Annotated in this window: 17 protein-coding genes and 1 pseudogene; 1 reads left to right on the top strand and 17 read right to left on the bottom strand. The window is 38.8% G+C overall.

Annotation, left to right across the window (positions count from 1 at the left end; genetic code table 11):
* The first annotated feature begins 30 nt into the window (after positions 1–30).
* Positions 31–1,542: a PucR family transcriptional regulator gene (locus KCX82_RS18030; protein WP_227019881.1), complete on the top strand. Its 1,512-nt coding sequence runs from the start codon at positions 31–33 to the stop codon at positions 1,540–1,542.
* Between the two features lie 3 nt (positions 1,543–1,545).
* Here KCX82_RS18030 and KCX82_RS18025 read toward each other — a convergent pair whose 3' ends face one another.
* From KCX82_RS18025 to KCX82_RS17950, 17 genes and pseudogenes are all read right to left on the bottom strand, one after another.
* A complete protein-coding gene (locus tag KCX82_RS18025) occupies positions 1,546–2,052 on the bottom strand; it encodes a MarR family winged helix-turn-helix transcriptional regulator (protein ID WP_227019880.1) in 507 nt (168 codons plus the stop codon).
* A gap of 60 nt (positions 2,053–2,112) precedes the next feature.
* On the bottom strand, positions 2,113–4,101 hold the full coding sequence (locus tag KCX82_RS18020; protein ID WP_227019879.1) for an alpha/beta hydrolase family protein: 1,989 nt from the start codon (positions 4,099–4,101) through the stop codon (positions 2,113–2,115).
* Between the two features lie 287 nt (positions 4,102–4,388).
* Complete coding sequence (locus KCX82_RS23285; protein ID WP_405127712.1) at positions 4,389–4,697, bottom strand: hypothetical protein; 309 nt, start codon at positions 4,695–4,697, stop codon at positions 4,389–4,391.
* A gap of 27 nt (positions 4,698–4,724) precedes the next feature.
* Positions 4,725–4,880 (bottom strand): annotated as a pseudogene (locus KCX82_RS23280) (CarD family transcriptional regulator); the annotation flags it as partial.
* 429 nt (positions 4,881–5,309) lie between these two features.
* Positions 5,310–6,269, bottom strand: a complete 960-nt coding sequence (locus KCX82_RS18010) for a methyl-accepting chemotaxis protein (RefSeq protein WP_227019878.1) — start codon at positions 6,267–6,269, stop codon at positions 5,310–5,312.
* A gap of 179 nt (positions 6,270–6,448) precedes the next feature.
* Positions 6,449–7,054: a TetR/AcrR family transcriptional regulator gene (locus KCX82_RS18005; RefSeq protein WP_227019877.1), complete on the bottom strand. Its 606-nt coding sequence runs from the start codon at positions 7,052–7,054 to the stop codon at positions 6,449–6,451.
* Complete coding sequence (locus KCX82_RS18000; RefSeq protein ID WP_227019876.1) at positions 7,030–7,389, bottom strand: hypothetical protein; 360 nt, start codon at positions 7,387–7,389, stop codon at positions 7,030–7,032. The genes KCX82_RS18005 and KCX82_RS18000 overlap by 25 nt, the downstream gene beginning before the upstream one ends.
* Positions 7,389–9,209: a KAP family P-loop NTPase fold protein gene (locus KCX82_RS17995; RefSeq protein WP_227019875.1), complete on the bottom strand. Its 1,821-nt coding sequence runs from the start codon at positions 9,207–9,209 to the stop codon at positions 7,389–7,391. The genes KCX82_RS18000 and KCX82_RS17995 overlap by 1 nt, the downstream gene beginning before the upstream one ends.
* A gap of 321 nt (positions 9,210–9,530) precedes the next feature.
* Entirely contained in the window at positions 9,531–11,180 is a 1,650-nt protein-coding gene (locus tag KCX82_RS17990; protein ID WP_227019874.1) for a recombinase family protein, read from the bottom strand.
* Position 11,181: 1 nt separating this feature from the next.
* Positions 11,182–11,337 (bottom strand): hypothetical protein, encoded by a 156-nt coding sequence (locus tag KCX82_RS17985; RefSeq protein WP_227019873.1) that lies wholly within the window; start codon positions 11,335–11,337, stop codon positions 11,182–11,184.
* Between the two features lie 20 nt (positions 11,338–11,357).
* A complete protein-coding gene (locus KCX82_RS17980) occupies positions 11,358–12,257 on the bottom strand; it encodes a recombinase family protein (RefSeq protein WP_227019872.1) in 900 nt (299 codons plus the stop codon).
* The gene (locus KCX82_RS17975; protein WP_227019871.1) at positions 12,226–13,857 is read right to left on the bottom strand and encodes a recombinase family protein; all 1,632 of its coding nucleotides are present in this window, start codon (positions 13,855–13,857) and stop codon (positions 12,226–12,228) included. The genes KCX82_RS17980 and KCX82_RS17975 overlap by 32 nt, the downstream gene beginning before the upstream one ends.
* A 78-nt stretch (positions 13,858–13,935) precedes the next feature.
* Positions 13,936–14,097: an SHOCT domain-containing protein gene (locus KCX82_RS17970; protein WP_227019870.1), complete on the bottom strand. Its 162-nt coding sequence runs from the start codon at positions 14,095–14,097 to the stop codon at positions 13,936–13,938.
* A 16-nt stretch (positions 14,098–14,113) separates the two neighbouring features.
* Entirely contained in the window at positions 14,114–14,479 is a 366-nt protein-coding gene (locus KCX82_RS17965) for a recombinase family protein (RefSeq protein ID WP_227019869.1), read from the bottom strand.
* An 82-nt stretch (positions 14,480–14,561) separates the two neighbouring features.
* A complete protein-coding gene (locus KCX82_RS17960; RefSeq protein WP_227019868.1) occupies positions 14,562–14,942 on the bottom strand; it encodes a resolvase in 381 nt (126 codons plus the stop codon).
* Between the two features lie 570 nt (positions 14,943–15,512).
* A complete protein-coding gene (locus KCX82_RS17955) occupies positions 15,513–15,962 on the bottom strand; it encodes a sigma-70 family RNA polymerase sigma factor (RefSeq protein WP_227019867.1) in 450 nt (149 codons plus the stop codon).
* A gap of 474 nt (positions 15,963–16,436) precedes the next feature.
* Positions 16,437–16,577 (bottom strand): hypothetical protein, encoded by a 141-nt coding sequence (locus tag KCX82_RS17950; protein WP_227019866.1) that lies wholly within the window; start codon positions 16,575–16,577, stop codon positions 16,437–16,439.
* Between the last annotated feature and the right edge of the window lie 122 nt (positions 16,578–16,699).

The following is a 16,699-nucleotide window of genomic DNA, read 5'->3' as shown; positions in this document are numbered from 1 at the left end:
AGTTGCACAGTATGGAAAGGAGCATATTTTATGCAGTTTCGACATATCATGGAGAACTTAAAATCTGACTACAAAATAACAATTGTAAGTGATGCAAATGTTGATAAAATTACGGATATTCAGCTTTTGGATGCAAAAGCTAGCAGTTTTGAAGATGGAATTTTATACATTGGAGACTTATCCTCTCTTAACCCGAAAATTTTACTCCCAGAACAATTAATTTCCATTACCCCCCTTACCAAACAGTCTTTGCCCAACGGAAATTTTGCCTTCATACAACCAGAAGACCTCTCTTCTGTATTCAATTATGTGCACCGATTATTTTATGAATCCCTGCAGTTATCCAATGACTTTTCACAACTCATTGCTATGTCCATCCGTGGTGATAATGGGCAAACAATTGTAAATGCTGCCGCGCAGAAACTAAAAAATCCAGTCATCGTAATTGATACTGGATTTAAAGTGTTACTCTATTCAGATAATTTTGAAATAACAGATCATCTATGGAAGGAAAATATTGCGCGTGGTTATTGTACTTACGAATTCATTACTGCTGTCAATGAAATCATGGCAAATACGGTTTCTCCAATTAATTCTATATCCTATGTACTAGATTGTCCCGCATCGCCTCATAGCAAATTATGCAGTAAAATTTTTTGGAATAATTCATTAATTGGCTATACGATTATGCTCGAAGAAAAGACACCTCTCAATTTAATGCAACGTGAAATGCTACCAAACATTAGCTATGTAATGAGCGATATATTAAGCAAAAATCCTGATTTTGCAGGTATTCATGGATCACTCAAGAGCATTCTACTTTACCATCTGTTAGATGATAAGCAGTTCGAAAACATATCCATTCGAATGAAAGCTTCCAAAATAGAGCCTCCAAAGAATATGTGCTGTCTTGTCGCTGCATGCGGTACATTATCCGATGAGAAGCAATGGGAAAGTTTTGCCCTGGAACGACTCTGCCTTGTCTTTCCTCAGGCCTACATCACCCATTACAAAGGTTATATTGTGGCATTGATTGCATTATCTAATACACTCGATTTGAAAGAAACAGAAAAGAAAAAACTTCGTGAGCTTCTTCCAAAAGTCTCGAAAAACCTTTATATAAGCCAGAATTTTACTAATATTTTCAGCTGTCGAAATTATTTTGAACAATGTCTTTTTTTACATAATTTATCATTAAAATTGGATATGTCGGATACCATACTTTCTTATGATGCATTTGCTTTTTATGATTTGCTGTCACACTATCCAAATCAAAAGGATCTATCCGAATTTGTAAATCCAGCACTTAAAATATTAAAGCAATATGATGAGAAAAATAGTACATTCCTTTATGAGACGCTCAGAAAGTACATCGAATGCCAGTATAATGCAACTCAGACCGCTGCTGCTTTATTTATTCATCGCAATAGTCTTTCCTACCGAATGGAAAAAATAGAAGAGCTGACCCGAATCAACTTAACGGATTCGAATCAACTCTTCCACATAACTTCTAGCTTTTATATTGAAAATTATCTTTCTTAGCTCTTAATCTTTATGAATGGGAATTAAAACAGGGGGTTCTTTCTTTTTACAATTTGCATTTTTATAAGGAACTCCCAGCATATCTGCAATCAGCGGAAGGCATTCTTTTGGAATGTCTTTTGCTGCCTCAAACATCTTTGAAAAATGTTCTCGATAAATGTAGTCCGAATATTCCTGATAGACCCGTCGTCCATACTCGGTTACTTGAATGATGACTTCTTTCCGATTATCGGCAGTATGAAATTTTTCCAGCAACTGTTTTTGTTCCAGCTTATTAACCAATTTGGAAAAATTACTGGTCGTAATTCCAAGTCTCATTGCAATCTGTTTCATATTTTGGTGTAGTTCTTCATTTTCTAACAAGTATTCAATCACTTGAATCTGGGCATATGAAATTGGAATATCCGTTCCCGGAATGCCTTCCTTTTTATAGGCTGCCGCATATACGTTACAATACTTTATTAGTTGTTCCACTACATCTCGATATTCTCTCATCCATTCCAGTTTCATTTCAGCACCTCGTTTATCAATACTTCAATTATTATACCAACAATTCACCGGGTGTACAAGTTATGCGTTTATCATATTCCAAAACATTACCGTATTTGCAACGGTTATCATCGTAAAGAACATAGTATTTATAAAGGCTGCCAGCCACACATTATGTGTTTTCTCAAACAGTTTCTTAGCATAGACGGCTGCAATTGCAAGGCAAGGGATGGTTGCAATTAATAAAATTCCATTCAATGCCTGTGCTGGAAGCATAGCTGTACCAGTTGCAAAATCCATGCCATACTGACATAAAAGCCATAATATGAGTCCGCCAACGTTAAGTCCGATTGCAATGGCATAACCGCCCTTCTTTCCTCTGGTATTCGCATTGATTGCAATGGCATTGATGAAATAATAAACAAAGAAGAATGGCAAATACCGTAGCCAAACGACTACAAATTCAGGCTTAAAGGTTCGAACAGCCATTGTCCAAAAACGGAAATCTGTTCCAAAAACTGCTTGAATCAGGAATAGTACTGCATATAAAATAATCATGCTAAGTATAGCTATACAAAAGCTTGCCAGGATGGATTTTACTTTTCCACTTACTCCATAAGCACTCCATGTAGTTCCATCTTTCTTTTTTGTAATTCCATAAAAGAAAATGGCTACAATTAATGCAATAAGTCCATTGCCGATTGCCCAGTAAATAATTTGATTTGTGGTTGGTTCATTAAAGAATGGACTAAGCGGAAGTATCTTATCTGCAAATAAGAACACCAAGGCTGTAATTAGACTAATGACAGCTGCTAAAACTCCAGCTTTTTCTTTCTTTACAATGGCTAAAATAGCACCGGCAACCACAGAAATGCCCGCAATACCAGCCAGAACCATTAGTCCGGTCTTTTCCTTATCCATTAACGTAGCAAATAAAATTCCAGGATAAAGCATACATGCAATAATGGACACCCAAGATGCAATTTTTTGCAGTTTTGTCTTTTCCGGTGATAACATTGGAATTTCTTCGGTAACTGCCTGCTTTAAAAATGGAGCCTTCAAAAGCATACCTACCACTGGAATCAGTAATAAAAAGAAACCAATCATAGCGATTAAATTACAAAGTTCTTTTAAAAACCAAATTTGATTTTCGGAATTTAAAGTAGCATTTGCTTGATTTACAGATGTCACCCCATCAAATGCTGTTGTATAAAAATCAATTAAATCTGATGTTGTGGTTTTTGAAAAATGATTCCATGGATGCGTCTGATTTGGTGTGTAGATGATGTGCTGTCCGGTCTGAGATTCACGAACCACGTTTCCTTCATATAAAAGATCACCAGACTCTACTGTGTAAAACTGCTCTGATTTTGCAGTATCCTCACTTGTTAATCCTAAAAACTGTTTACCGGATGCAGTCGCCGCAAAATCTTTATAAGTAACCGTACCCGTTACTTTCTTTTCATTTGCAGTTTTTTCCTCATCCGATTTATTAAAGAAAAACTCATCATAATGTCCAGCAATCATACCTACGGTGCGGTTTCCAAATGCTGCTATGTAGTCTGTCTCAGGAGCAACCGCAGAAGCATAGGAATAGTCTGCTCCTACCGAAATTCCAGCATATATTGATCTTGTACCGGTTTGTAAGGATGCCATTTCATCCATATACAAGGCAACCAATGTCGAAAATCCCCCCATAGAATGTCCGCTGACTGCCAGATATGCATTGCCCTTTTCATCCTTCTTCGTATAATCCTGCTTTGCCACATAGTTTGCCGCATCATACTGAGAATAAATCCAGAACGTCCCAAACTGACTACCTACTGGAATATCCCCTTTCCATCTAGAATCCCCATGATCATACATGTCAAGTGCCAGCACAATATAGCCTCTTCTGGACATTTCAATGGCAGGTGCATCCTGCATTTCCTTGGAATTAAGATATCCATGTGTGGTCACAATCACTGGTCTTGGATCATCAGCGCCTGCACCCTTTGGCATATAAAGCAGACCGGATAGTGTTCCATGCTCCGTTTCAAAATCAATCTTTTTGACTTTTACCTGAAACATGGAAGTGTTAAACATGCTGGCACAAAAACTCCCCAATACAATTAAAACGAGTGCCACTACTAAAACTTTCTTGCTGCGGTTCATCATGATTACCTCCTTCTCCTTTATAATTTCCTTTGGAAATTATATGGTATAATTATGATTATATATGGTGTTGTAATGGAAATCAACTTTCAATTATTACAAATGAACTGCTTTTTTTTGTGCATATTGTACGAAAAGTATACTAAAAAACAAGGAGAACAAAATAGTTCTCCTTGCTAAGATTATTATATTCATGTCGTCCTCTACGCCAGTTCTAAAATCTCCACTCTTGCACTAATAAATGCTTCCACTTCATTCTTCTCCATTTCAAGTGGTATAGCTAATTCTCCATATAAGTATTCTTGTGCTAAATGAAGATATCTTTCATCTCCAGATGTTATTTTATTACCTTCTGCAACTCTTGTCTGTCTTTTTTGATACAAGGTTTTAATGATTCGAATACACTCTTTACAGTCGCATTTTTTCAATGCTTCCTTGTATTTTACCTCTTGCAATCGATCGTCTTGTTCCATAATCATTTCAATTTCATTTATACTGTCAACTAAAGTCAAAGCTTCTTCCTTCGATATTACCGGTCGCATGACAACTTTCAGATTATCCGTAGGAGTAAACACAGTACTTCCTTTCGAGTAAACTGGTACTAATGTATAATACATTTTATCTTTTGGTATGCCAGAAACACTTACCGTACCGACTTTTTCTACTTTGCATACTCCATTTACACCATAAACAATCTAATCACCAACATCAAACATACTTCATACTCCTTATCTTAATTGCTTTACAATAACACTTCCATTACATAAACCATTTCAACATTCAAAAAATCCGCTACCCTCAGTGTGAATATGAACGAATCGGATTCTTAATGTTGATTTGTATAAAATTACGAATAGGATTTTACTACTCATTACTCTTATTTTTCACGTTACTATTAGTTTAACACAATATTTCTGAAAATGTAAGTCGTTTTTTTATTTAGAAAGATTATTTGTTAATTAGTTCTTAATATGTATATACAATATTTGTGCATTATTCCAATATTACTTTCATTTATATCATATAGTTCGAATGAAAACTTACCAAAAGAAAGCGGTTAAAAAATACAATCTTGTACTTTTCAACCGCTTTTTTTAACCTTAATTTTTATTTATATAACAAATCTAAATCTTGAACTTCTCAATATTTCGATGCAATACAACTGTGGTTTCAACACATTTATCAACCGTTTGGTCAATAACACCAGCCATATTCATAATATCAGAAGATCGCTGTGCAATCTCAGTAACTCCGATGGCACCTTCATTAGCTGCCGTACTAATTGCATTAATAGAAGTTAATACGCCATCAATGGAGGCTAACAGTTCTTGTGAAGTTGCGCTAAAATCTGAAATCAGAGAGTCTAAGTCAACAGCATCCTTATTATAAGCTTCCGCCACCTTATCAAAGGTATCAAAGCTTTCATTAATATCTGTAGTAATAAATTCTAGCAATCTTTGAGAGTCACTTGAGAGTTTTGATACGGAGGTTGTAACCTTTTGCGTTACTTCCTGTATCTTAGCGACTGCATCTTTTGACTGAAATGCCAGATTACCAATTTCCTCTGCAACAACTGCAAAACCTCTTCCGGCCTCTCCAGCTCTTGCTGCCTCTATAGAAGCATTCAAAGCAAGAAGATTGGTCTGATTGGTAATATCCATAATAGAAGATGATAGCACACCGATTTTTTCAACAACTTTAACATCCAATAATGCCTGTTCGAGACTTGCACGAATTTCCATTTGAACGGTATTTGATTTTTCACGTTGTGTAATTGTCTGAATCTTAGCTGAATTTGCTCTTTCATGGATTTGAGCCGCCTGTTGTGCTCCGTCTTGTGCTCGATCCGCAATATTTTTTGTTGCTGCTCCAATTTGCTCTGACATACTATTGATACTTTCAGCCGTTGCAGAGGTTTCCTCCATACTTGCTGCTAATTCTTCGGTGGTAGCAGACACATTTTCAATGGACTCATCCTGCTTTAATACATTTTCTTTAATATCAATTACTACCGCATTTAAAGTCGTTTCACTATGACGTATTTCTTCAATTAAGATACGCAATTGCTCCCGCATTTCGTCCATCTTTCTACCAAGCCCACCTATGTCGTATCTTACATTGCGAGCTTAGTGATATAGCTGAATATATTGAAGATAATTAAGATTCCTATTTAAATTTATTTTTCCTATCAAAGCATATGCCCCCTTCAAGAAGACAAAACTTGTAGCATTTCACATGTTTTGTCTTCTTTTAATATTAATTTTTATTCTTTATCGGCCAATGAAATCCCCTTATAATGCAGCTTACAGAATATACCAAAAATTTCGCTAATTTCTTTTTTACTTGGATTCCAATTTGAAAAAACAACGTTAAAAGTAGAATCATCCACTAATCGTTCAAACATAACAAATGCTGTTTCAATATTAAATTTATATTCTTGCATTTCACATAATTGAGTAAGATACTTTTTAAATAAAGTCTTTTTTCTTTCATAAGTTGGGGTCATATATGTTTCAATATCTTTTTTTAATTCAGGTGGTGTAAACAATGTATATCTTAAATAAAACTTTGTTTCATTTTTATGTGTAATTGCATACTTAATGCTATTTTCATAAATCGCTTCTAAAAGTTTTTCTGGATGCATGCTACCTTCTTTTGAATTTATTTGCCCCATTTCTTGATAGTCAGCAAGCATTTTATCCACAACCGCATAAAAGAGCCCTTTTTTTGAACCAAAATAATAATATAAACTAGGCGGTTCTATATTTGCTTTCTTACATACCATTCTCACAGTTGTTGCTTCATAGCCAACGTTTAGGAAATAATCAAATGCTATTTTTATAATCACATCTTGATTAATGATGAACATATTTCCTCTACACTTTTACCAGCATATTCTATACCAAACCGTTCAAAAGTTTCGATTACACCATTTTCTCTTATTGATGAAAACATGTTTCCAATATTTACAGCACCATTAATACCATTTGTCGATCTTGCAGCTAAAGCAGCCGATCCACCAGCAGCCTTAACATATTGTCTAGCTGTTCCTTTTATTCCATTTCCACCATTTCCGTTAATATATTTAGATAATCCTGTTTTTACAGATTGCCAACTAACCGGTTGATTACTATTTTCACTATAATCATCTGGAAGTAAATTCTTCTTATCTTTATTTCCTCCATAACTACTCGATGTCCCCATTATTTTTCACCTTCTATAGCTTTATCGATTCTACTCGCAATGCTGGTGTTTTCCTTTTTCCATTTTTCTAGTATTTCTTTACATTCTTGAGATCTTTTTGTCGAAACATAAAATTCTATTATTAATGGCAACACTGCTGGCTTTATTTTATTTCCAGTAATTCCTCTTATAAATTCAATAGTTGAAATTTGTAATTCATTTTTGGCACTACCCCACCTTAAAAATCGTTTTAATTTCTCATTATCCAATTCTGTATCTTGCGTTAATTCACTAAAAAGCCCATCTAATATTTGTTCTGCATCAAAATCACTAATATTGTCTATATTTTTTATTGCATCTCTTAAATACATATCTGATCCGCTGCGAATTCCATCAAACATCAATTTTGCAGTATCTGACATTTTATTTACTTTACTTATTCCTTTATTGTCTAGTGATGTTCTTGTAAAATAAAAATACATACTCAAGTCTTGTGATTGTAAAATAGGTTCTGATTCTATCCATTCTGTAACCCATAAATCATCTTTCCATAGTTTCAATTCATTCAATTCATCATATTTCTTTTTTTCAAGATGAGTTAACTCTATACTAAGCGTCCCCGATAATGATAATTGTGCCATCTTTCTAAATAGCGATGTTCTAAAATATTCAACCTCCATAATTTTAGCAAGTACTCTTGTATCCAAAGTTATATCTTTATATTTTGCCATTCTCAATCTCATATCTAATGTGTTTAAGAACCTCTTACACTGTCTTGGATTACCATTTAATCCTTTTGTTAAAACTGAAGATAATTGTTTGGCTACTAAAATATCATCTTTTACTTTTTCTGCAATGCTTTGATCACATTCATTAACCATAGCGTAATCAACTGCAAATTGTAAAAACTGTTCCTTCTTCCTTCTGTTTAAATAATTAAGCAGTTTTTCAAATTCATCCTCTGATAAATTACTCTGAAATAATAAACTCATTATGTAAAATTCCATCTCATAATCATTCAAGCTTGGAATTCTAATTGGATACTGGATTAATTTTTCTAGATATTCTTTACCGATATCCATCTGAATTCCTTCTATTTCATTGAACTTATTTTTCACGGCATATGCTATATGCCTTTCATCCGCACCAATTACAAAAGAAACTCTTCCAGTAAATAAAAACAAGCGCATAGCTTCTAATGTATCCAAAATCGTATTTGGGTTACATCTGTCCAACTCGTCAATAAAAATTACCAGTTTTTTTATTCTAGCCTTAATCAATAATTCTGCAAACTCTTCTCTGAATTTTTTAATATCATCTCTTAACTCTTTATTATTAAGCTTATCTTTTATTTCCTCTGAAACTTTTTCAATATCTAAATCAGGAATTTTTTTTGAAGCATCCTTTAAAATATTTCTAATGGTTAAGTCTGCAATTGTTCCTATTCCTCCTGTCAAGAATATATCTGCCCCAAACTTCAATCCATTCTTTATAAGTTTGAATTTATCTACGCTATTATATAATCCTTCCAGCACTAGTTTTGCTTTATCAGAAAGATTTCTATTTTCAGCAATACCATCTAAAATAGAACCAAGTATCGCTGTTTTTGCATCTTCATATCCTTCAAATAACCAACCATTAAACATAAGGCAAACTGTACCTTTTTGCTTCGAAAGTAAGTTTTTGCACATATACATTAGACTAGATTTTCCACTTCCCCAATCACCATAAACACCAATACTTGAAGGTAATAATTTTTCATCATTAACAGTATCCTCTAGGATCTTAGTCAGATAATCAAAATCCAAGAAATCCAGTTCTGTTTCACAATCTTTCCACATATACGTACCTCACTTACCAAAAAGTTTTCACCAGTTTAAACATTAATTATTTCGCTTATTGCAATTTTAATAATTGATTAAAATTTGGCATATTATACCCACAAAAACAACAAGAATATAAATTACATTGTTACCATAATTGTATATCTTTTCCTAGTACTTTTCAACACGCAATTATGTTTTTAGACAATAATTTGCAGAATATTCAAAAGATTTTCATAAACCTGCCAACACTAAAACCCTCAGTGCTCTGAGGATTTTAGTCTTAACAGCTTTATCTTCGGCAGGAATAGCCATACCGTAACCATTCCTGCCTATCTTTTATTCATAATATGAAACCTGCTGTTTCATCACGATTCCGGATTTGAATTGAATTTCGATCAGTTCCTCGTTGATTACCCTGATGTTCTGCAGAAGCCTTCGGACCAAGTCGTTGTCAAACTCTCGCACCTCGCATGTGGTTTTCTTCAGGCAAGCATCCATGTCAGTGACCCTTTGCTGTAAACTTTCCGCCTGTTTCCGTTCCCGTACCAGATCCAGCTTCTTCTGCTTTAAATTCTTGATCTGCTCTGCGATCCTCTGGTACTGTTCGTCAAAATCTTCCGTGAGAGAACCCTTCTTTGCGTTTTCCTCAATCAGGGCCAGCATCTCACCCTGCAGCTTTTCAATCTGCCCGTCATATTCGGTCGGCACGTTTTTGGTGGAGTAACTGCCAATGACCCGAATGACATTTTCCCGAAAGGCGCTCACAAACTCGCCATCGTTCTCCACGACGCTGTTGATAGCGGTTATAACTGCTTCCTGCAGGACTTCCTCTTTTAGAGTTGGGGAGTGCTTGCAGTGCTTTGTGCCGTTCTTCAGGCGGTTCTCACACCGCCACACGGCGTTTTTTTGACCGTATTTCGACCAGACTTGTCTGCGGTAGGGCTGTCCGCATTCCTTGCATACTGTGATGTCTGTCAGTGCGTATTTGGAACTGTATTTGCTTTTCTCCTTTTTTGCTTTTCTTGCAACCGCGGTTTTGCTCAGGCTTGCCCGTCTGGTTTTTTCCTCCTGTATCCGGTAGTAAAGCTCTTTGGGTATAATGGCTTCATGGTCATCCTGAATATAATATTGAGGGACGATACCGTTATTCTTGACGCGCTTTTTGGTGAGGAAATCCACCGTAAATGTTTTCTGCTGAAGGACATCTCCCATGTATTTCTCGTTGCTCAGCATTTTATCAATGACGCCGGGGCACCATTTGGTTAATCCGGTGACGGTGGTGATCCCCTCACCATCTAAAATCTTACAAATCTGGACGATGCTGTTCCCTTCGAGATAAAGCCGGAAAATCCGTCTGACCAACTCTGCTTCCTCCGGTACGATGACCAGCTCACCATTCTCGTCCTTGGTGTAGCCTAAAAACTTGTTGTGGTTGACCGAGACGATACCGTTTTCAAAGCGTCTAACCAGACCCCATCGGGTGTTCTCACTTAAGTTCCGGCTTTCTTCTTGTGCCTGACTGCTTAAGATGGTGATTAAAAGCTCACCGGTGCTTTCCAGTGTATTCACACCTTCTTTTTCGAAGAAGACAGCGATGTTCTTTTCCTTGAGTTTACGGATATTCTGCAGGCTGTCTACCGTGTTTCTGGCGAAGCGGCTAACCGACTTGGTGATTACCATATCGATTTTTCCGGCCATGCAGTCATCAATCATGGTGTTGAAGTCATCACGCTTCTTGGTGTTAGTTGCACTTTTTCCATCGTCAGCGTATATGCCGGCAAGCTTCCAGTTGGGATTGCTTTTTATTTTTTCTGTATAGTAGGAAACTTGCGCCTCGTAGCTGGTTTCCTGCTGTTCCAAGGTGGTGCTGACACGGCAGTATGCCGCTACCCGCAAGGCTTTAAACTGAACCTTTATGTTTCGGTCATACTCCGGTTGCGGTGGTATGTAAGATATATTTTTCTTTTTCGCTGTCGTTGTCTGCATCTCATTCTTCTCCTTTCTGAACGCTTTCTAATTTTGAGTTAAAATAGTTCTGCTGTCCCTTAAGATTTAATTGCTCCACGCTACCCACCCTCATGTAAATCACAGCCTTTAAAGACTTAGCCTTCTGGTTTTTGGCTACCTGTTTTTTCTTTTTCATGATTTCACCGTTCCCTTGCATTAATATTCGGCCTCCATGATAAGACCGTTAATAAATTCAAACACCAGCCGATGGTCGACGTAGACCGTGATCTGCTTGATTACCGTAAGAAACAGTTCCCCATTAAATTCCCTGAGAGGCTGTCTGCCTAAAAATGCTTGTTTCATCCTCCCGGTGTTGTAGTCGGTGTCATCAATCCGCGCAGATTGATAAAATGCTTTTGCCCTTTCATAAAGAAGAGCCGGAAGCTCTTTGGACGAATACTGTCCTCCTGCTTCCAGCTCTTTAATCTGCTGATCCAATCTATGAAATTCACGATTATATGGGACAGGTTCTTTTTGGGGCTTCCGGTCAAGAATTTGTATTTTGGTAAGAATCCGGTTGGCAACGTCAAGGAAGGCTTTTTCGATCTGTTCGTCTGTGAGGAAACCGCAGAGGCAGCACACCCTATTTTTGAAGATGTACCTCTTGCATTTCCACAAGGACTTTTCCGTTTTTCTTCCGCAGTGTTCGATATATTTGCGGTAAACCTCGCCGCATTCTCCGCACCGGAGTTTACCGCTGAAGGTATGTTTGCGGCTCTGACTGTTCGGTTGTATGCTTCGCCCCAGTTGTTCACATCTTTCTTTCCTGCGGTTCTGTACCTGCTCAAATAATCTGGTATCAATTATCTGCGGGTAAAATTCATTTCCCAGGTATTTAACATTCTCCAGTATCTTGCCGATGGAGCCATGATTCCAGGATGCTTTGTCACTGGCGTTCATAAAACCCATTTGGGTCAGCTGCTTTGCAATGGCATGGGTGGAGGTTCCGGACAGGTAGTCCGCAAATACCTTTTTTACGGCAGCCGCCTTGGGTTCATCAAACTGTATTTTTCCTTCCACCAGTTTATAGCCGATGGGCATATGTCTTTGCATCATCCTCTACAGCCTCCTTTCTACAGGGTTCGGACAGCTCCAGCTGGTTGATAAGCAGGAAGGTGATTTGTCCGTTTTTCTGTACGATGACCTTGTCTGTTATCTGTAAAAATAGATCTTCACGGTATTCTTCTATCACGTCAGGCTTGTTTTTGATTCGTTCCAACAGGAGCTCCGTTCCGGCGATCTCTCGCTCGAAACCGTTATTATCCAGAAGCTGACCTCTTTTCTTTTTTGCCGCGGCAAGCTCCAGTGTCAGAGCATTTTGCCGCTCTATAAAAACAGCAGGGTCGATATACCCTTTCGATACTAATCGACTGAGTATATGACTCTGCTCTGTGAGTTCCATGATCCGGTTACTGCATTCACTGATTTCCTGTTCCTGCTGTTCATCCATTCGGAGTTTCTTCAATGTGTCCAACAGGGGAATAAGGATTTCTGTATAGTTGCTTACGAGTTTGTTCCACATTACTGTAAAAGCCCATTGGATGTCATCCTCCCGGACAGCCTTCTGGCTGCATTTGGTAATGTCCTCAATATGCCGGTGACAGCACCATTGGATTTTCTCATAAGGCTTGCCGATATAGATTTTCTGCCTCCTGAACGTACTGCCGCATTCCCCGCAGAAGATTTTGCTGCTGAACGCATACCGGCTCTGGTATTTTCCCGTATCGTCCATTCCCATCTGCTTTCTACGGTAATCAAAGATTTCCATGACCGCTTCCGCCTGTTCTTTTGTGATAATGGGTTGATGGTTGTCCTCGATCAGGTACTGAGGCAACTGACCCTTGTTGGGTTTCCGCTTAAAGGGAACCACATCCGTGGTCAGGGTTTTCTGCTGGAGCAAGTTTCCTGTATAAATGGGATTTTGGAGAATATCCTTAATCGCCCAGTCCTGCCATTTTTCAGCGGAGCGGATGGTGGGGATTCCTTCTTCCGATAAATCCTTGGCAATCACATAGGTGCCTTTGCCATTTAAGTATTCCCGGAAGATGCGGCTGACCACTTCGGCTTCTTCCTCTTGTATAATCAGCTCACCGTTCTCATCCTTGGTATAGCCGTATGCCGGAGTACCAAGGATGAAGGTGCCGTCCTGAAAGCGTTTCACAGCGGCCCATTTGTTGTTGGTGGAGATACTTTCGGATTCTCCCTGTGCCAGGGAGCTTAAGATGGTCAGCATTAATTCGCTTTTTTCCGAAAGGCTGTTGATGTGTTCCTTTTCAAAAAAGACCGCAATACCAAGCTCCTTTAATCTCCTGATTGCCTGAATACTGTCTACGGTGTTTCTAGCGAATCTGGTCAGGGATTTCGTGATGATCATATCAATCCTGCCATTTTCGCAGTCTTTCATCATCCTTAAAAAGTCATCTCTCTTTTGCAGTTTCGTCCCGCTTCTTGCTTCATCGGCATAAATTCCGGCAAACTGCCAGTCCTCCTGATCTTCGATCAAGGGTTTGTAATACCCCAGCTGCACGGAAAAGGAATTCTGTTGTTCACGGGAGTCAGTGCTCACCCGGCAATAGGCGCAAACCCGCTTTTTCGGCTGTAATTGCTGGATAACCCGTTGCTTAACAGGATCAATCTTCGTTATCTTCTTTGCCATATTTTCCTCCTTTCTTCAAGTTTTGACCTCCTGTTAGCAACATACATTACCACACAAATTTCAATATAGCTAGTGTTATTACACATATACTTTTGAAAGTTCCGGCGTGAATGTTTGACGGTTCAAATCATCTATTTTTTCGTATTCAGAAGAGGTGATAATGCCATTTCTGAGCATGATATTCAGAAGTTTTACTGCCACCTTATATTTCACCTCATTGGCTTCTTCGGTTTTTGACATATGGCTCACCTCCCATTTATCGCAGAGAAAGGGTTTGATCGTCCAGATGGATTTCACCCTCCAGCGGTGAATAAAGCTGGATGTCCAGCTGGTCGAGCCCCTGGAAAAACTCCAGCAACTTGGCGGTATTTCGCCCCAGGCAGTCAATGGTTTTCACCAGCAGCACATCCATCCTGCCGTCCCCGGCAGCTTTCCTGACCTCCAGAAGCCCGCTGCGGTTAAAATCCAGTCCACTTCCGGTATCCTCAGAGAAGCCGACCACTTCAAAACCCATCTGTTCTGCATAATCATAAAGTTCTTTTCTCTGATTTTTTAAATTGCCGTGTGCATCTTCCGGAGCATCAATCCGGCAATAGATCCAGGCACTTTTCTGTTTCTCCATACCTAACCCTCCGTTTCTAAAAATGGACAACCGGCAGGAATGGTACATCCTGCCGCCTGCAAAACTGTTTATATAACCAATATTAAAGCATCCGTATCTCGGCTTCTGTGACCTGCCGATCTTCCTCGTACAGGAGCGCTTGAAATTCCACTTCATCGGCGATCAGGATGTCGGCCGGCTCTTTCTCACCCAGCTGCATGGGTATCAGATCTTTTAAGATTTCCTGCAGGTACTCCTGATCCGGGCAGCGGTTGATAAATTCGCCAAAGGTATTCAGTACCAGCCTGTCCGCCATGTCCGTCAAAATCATTTTGTCGGTATTTTCCTTATGTAGCATGATAAAGCTGGCAATGTTGGACGGGGATTTCTCAAAATAGTAGCTCTGTTGCTTTCCGTCATACCCCTGTACATATCCAATGATCAGGTTTTTGCCTAACAAATCATTTAATGCTTCTTTTTCCATTCTGATTTCCTCCTTGCTATTTTTAAAAATATTTATGTATTAATTTAATCTCACAAGGATGCGGCAGAGCATAGATATACCCTGCCGCATAGTTTCTGAGATCAAAAGATCTGCTTGTTCTTCATTTTTGCGCTTTTATTCGACACTACTTCCCAAAGCGTAAAGAACCAAAAGGTTCCATTAGGGCGGCACCATAAACGGTTTGTGGTTGGCAAACCTCATAGGAATTTCACCTCTCCGCGGTTCTCACCGAGCCGCCCCCATTGCGATGTCTGTGGCTGGGCGGAAGTAGCATTATCACTGTCCATTTCATTGCGAAACAGCCCACCATGGGCTGTTTTATAACCGGGTCTTATCGCTCGTCACCTTCGATGCCATCGTTTTGCGGATGTCTGTCACCCATCCGAGGCAGTCCCAGCGCTCCCGTTAACGTCGCTGCCGCTTTTCACACGGCTGGACAGCTCATGTATTTAAGCTGCCGGATATTAAATTATCAAAGAGCAAGAGAGAGAATAGAAAAACCCCCTCACTTACTTCCACGTTGAGTGAGGGGGGTGTAAACTAAAACTTTTAAATTCTCATCATTTTTTTGAGCTTGTCCAAAATCTTATGCTTGCGTTTATTGATGCCCATTTTTGATATACCGATTTGATCGGCATACTCCTGCTCACTCTTGCCCTTGAAAAACAGCCCGGTGATCAGCTCCTGTTCTTCCGGGGAGAGTAGCTTGAGGCATTCAAGCATACGTTCGATCATCACAGCCTTGACAGCGGCGTCCTCCACCGTTTCGGCTTCCATGGGAAACTGCCTGTCCTCATCCAGAAGCCGGTCATAGGAGTCCTCCCGGCTGGGGATGTAGGTCACGGTTCTTTTTGTGTAGTCAATCCTGTACCGGTCTGCCTTCAGGTCATATTGCTGGTATTCCATCTTCCGGTCACTTTGCTGCATTACCTCTATAATCTCATGGCTCAAGTCAGGGTATTTCTCCCGATAGTTCGTCCTCTTTTCAAATTTAGCCATAGGGCTTGTCCTCCATTTCATGATTTTTGAAATCTGGAAATGAAGAACAAGCGGAGGGGAACGGCATTTGGGCCTTTGTCCATAGAAATAAAAACAGCCGAGTTTACTGTAAAAAATAAACTCGGCCGCAAAAGCTAACGTATCAAGCAGTTCACTGCCCGGAGGGCCGCTATCTTTGCCTTTGCTATGATGTTCTCTTTGATGGCGGTGATGTGGCCCATGGCGTATAGTTTTTGCCTTATGTATGTTGGATACGGCAGCGAAATGCTTGATATTGTATACCTGGAACATACAACATCATCTCCAACCTACACGGCAGCACCTACTTAAATGGATGATATACACCTAGCAGGTGTTGTCATGCCGAAATTTAACATCCTTTGCATCATGACCCACCAATATTCTGGTACGTCATTATCTGTGTTCACCTGCTAACACCGCCTTACAATTTAATTGGCGAAATTTGGAAATATATCATTTTTTTAAAATAATTTTGTCGAAAGCAAAAAAAGCAGATGGCCCTGTATCAACTTTTGTTGATTCAAGACCATCTGCTTTTAAAAATATTCTATTTTGAGTTTGTATTATTTGACATCGCTGGAATTGTCGTTTCATACAAATTTCTCCTTATTCAATTAAGACATCATGTCGTTTTATCAAATACATCCTTAAAGAATAATGCGGCTTTTATTTCTATCACATCAAAAAACACAAAATAAAAGTCCTCTCTCACAAAA

The sequence above is a fragment of the Sinanaerobacter chloroacetimidivorans genome, from assembly GCF_018128545.1.
Classification (GTDB): domain Bacteria; phylum Bacillota; class Clostridia; order Peptostreptococcales; family Anaerovoracaceae; genus Sinanaerobacter; species Sinanaerobacter chloroacetimidivorans.
The sequence above is the reverse complement of the archived record's forward strand: the minus strand, read 5'-3'. Positions and strand labels throughout refer to the sequence as shown.